This is a genomic window from Albidovulum sp. (genome assembly GCF_049646345.1).
Classification (GTDB): Bacteria; Pseudomonadota; Alphaproteobacteria; order Rhodobacterales; family Rhodobacteraceae; genus Albidovulum.
In genome coordinates this window covers 1-2,510 of sequence record NZ_JBARVQ010000087.1, presented here as the reverse complement: position 1 = coordinate 2,510, position 2,510 = coordinate 1, and the positions used below count along the sequence as shown (strand labels likewise).

The 2,510-nt window shown below is 61.7% G+C and carries 3 protein-coding genes; 1 reads left to right on the top strand and 2 read right to left on the bottom strand.

Going from position 1 to position 2,510, the window contains the following annotated elements:
• The coding region (locus WBB85_RS02220) for a DNA polymerase (RefSeq protein WP_432636991.1) at nucleotides 1–1,923 on the bottom strand (1,923 nt) is incomplete at its 3' end.
• Nucleotides 1,924–1,985: 62 nt separating this feature from the next.
• Here WBB85_RS02220 and WBB85_RS02215 point away from each other — a divergent pair.
• Nucleotides 1,986–2,231, top strand: coding sequence for a hypothetical protein (locus WBB85_RS02215; protein ID WP_432636990.1), 246 nt, complete (start codon nucleotides 1,986–1,988; stop codon nucleotides 2,229–2,231).
• 20 nt (nucleotides 2,232–2,251) lie between these two features.
• On the opposite strand, the gene WBB85_RS02210 is transcribed toward WBB85_RS02215, so the two are convergent.
• A complete protein-coding gene (locus WBB85_RS02210) occupies nucleotides 2,252–2,437 on the bottom strand; it encodes a zinc-finger domain-containing protein (RefSeq protein WP_432636989.1) in 186 nt (61 codons plus the stop codon).
• Nucleotides 2,438–2,510 lie beyond the last annotated feature (73 nt).

Here is a 2,510-nt window from a genome sequence, read left to right as displayed (position 1 = left end):
CACCGTCGCTGCCAGCCGCGCGGCAGCGGGGTTCACATCCTCCAGCGTGGTGATGTCTTCCAGCACATCCGCCCCGGTCGCATAGGCGCCGGTCTTGCCCTTTTGCCCGCCTTCGACCCCCATCGTGTCGAACAGGATCTCGCCCAGCTGTTTGGGGCTGCCCACATTGAAGGGCTGACCGGCAATCTCTTGCGTTTCAGCCTCAAGCCCCGCCATTTTCTGGGCGAAGGTATTCGACATGCGGGACAGGACCTGACCATCGACGCGGATGCCGGCCATCTCCATATCCGCAAGCACCGGCACAAGCGGGCGTTCCAGCGTTTCATAGACCGTTGTCACCTTCACCCGGTGCAGGTTCGGCTTGAAGGCCTGCCACAGGCGGAGCGTGATATCGGCATCCTCGGCCGCGTATTTTACCGCTTCGTCGATCGGCACACGATCAAAGGTGATGGCCGATTTGCCCGAACCCAGCAGCGATTTGATCTCGATCGGCTTGTGGGCCAGATAACGCTCGGACAACAGGTCCATGCCGTGATTGTGATGGCCTGCATGCATCGCATAGGACATCAGCATCGTATCGTCGATGGGCGCCACCCGGACCCCGTGACGGGCAAAGATCTTCCAGTCATATTTCATGTTCTGGCCGATCTTGAGGATCGCATCGTCCTCCAGTACCGGTTTCAGAAGGCCCAGCGCCTCATCCAGCCCCATCTGGCCTTCGCTGAGGTCATTCGACCCGAAAAGATCGCCGCCACCCTGCTTGTGACCAAGCGGGATGTAGCAAGCCGCGCCGGGGATGACCGAAAGCGAAATGCCGACCAGTTCGGCCCGCATTTCGTCAAGGCTCGTCGTCTCGGTATCGACGGCGACATATCCCCGCTCGCGGATCAGATCGATCCAGCGGTTCAGCGCCGCCGCGTCACGAATGCATTCGTATTTCGCATGATCGAAAGCGGGCTGCTCAGGCGCCGGGGCCTCACCTTCCGCCGCGTGCGTGACCGGGACCGCAGGCGCGTCGGGGATCGCCGGGGCCTCTACCTTCAGCGCGTCGGCCACGCGTTTGGTCAGCGTGCGGAACTCCATCCCGGACAGGAACGCCATCAGCGGCTCGGCCTCGGGGTCCCGAACCTCCAGCTCGTCCAGTGTCCATTCGACCGGCGTCTGGTCATCAAGCGTCACGAGGCGTTTGGAGATGCGGATCAGATCGGCATTGTCGATCAGCGCCTGACGGCGCTTGGGCTGCTTGATCTCTTCGGCGCGTGCCAGCAGCGTTTCCAGATCGCCGTATTCGTTGATCAGCAGGGCCGCCGTCTTGACCCCGATCCCCGGCGCGCCAGGCACGTTGTCGACGCTGTCGCCCGCCAGCGCCTGCACGTCGATCACCCGGTCGGGCTTCACACCGAACTTCTCTTCAACCTCTTCAACGCCGATGCGCTTGGACTTCATCGCATCGAACATCTCGACACCGCCGCCGACCAATTGCATCAGGTCCTTGTCCGACGAGATGATCGTGACCTCTCCCCCCGCCTCACGCGCCTGCCGGGCAAGGGTGGCGATGATGTCGTCGGCCTCGTAGCCTTCCAGTTCCAGAGAGGCGACGCCGAAAGCCTTAGTCGCCTCCCGCGTCAGCGGGAACTGCGGTCGCAGGTCTTCGGGCAGTTCGGGGCGGTTGGCCTTGTACTTGTCGTAGATCTCATCGCGGAAGGTCTTAGACGAATAGTCGAAAACGCAGGCGATATGGGTCGGCGCGTCATCGCCCTTGTTGTTGGAAAGCTGCGACCAGAGCATGTTGCAGAACCCGGCGACGGCACCGATGGGCAGCCCGTCCGATTTGCGTGTCAGGGGCGGCAAGGCGTGATAGGCACGGAAGATATAGGCCGAACCGTCGATCAGATGCAGATGGCAACCTTTGCCGAATGTCATGATCAGACTCCCCTTCCCGTATCGGACGCCCCGAGATATGGCAGAGACGGGCGCGGGGGTCCATGGGGCGGGATACCGGCCTGACCTTCGCTGCCGATACAATTACCGGGCCCTTGGCGGCACGGACCCCAATTCAAGGCATGACAGACATGGATTACGGAAAATCAGGCGCGGCCAAGTCGGCCAAGCACGCTCCACGCCACAAGGAGCATAACGCCAAGGGAAGCGACAAGAACCCCTTTGGCAAACAGCCATCGAAAGCCGAACTGCTCAAGCGGATGAAGGAAGCCGCGGCAAAGAAATCCTGAACCGGGTGCTGCGAAAGCGCTCAGTGATCGCCATGCGCGTGGTCGCGGTCGATCTCGTATTTCTTGTCGCAATAGCCGCATTCGACAAAACCGGTATCATGCGGGATCGTCAGCCAGACGCGCGGATGGCCCAAGGCACCTTCGCCGCCGTCGCAGGCCACTTTCCACGTGGTCACAACCTCGGTCTCGGGGGCGGGGATGGTCATCGTCGAAACTCCGTCACAAGATTTTCCGCACAATAGCAGGTGCTGAGACATGGACAAGCTGGCCCCGAGTGTC

Bases quoted from the DNA above. Each gene is read 5' to 3' on its own strand.
- WBB85_RS02215 (WP_432636990.1), top strand. From the start codon at position 1,986: ATGGGGCGGGATACCGGCCTGACCTTCGCTGCCGATACAATTACCGGG.
- WBB85_RS02210 (WP_432636989.1), bottom strand. From the start codon at position 2,437: ATGACCATCCCCGCCCCCGAGACCGAGGTTGTGACCACGTGGAAAGTG.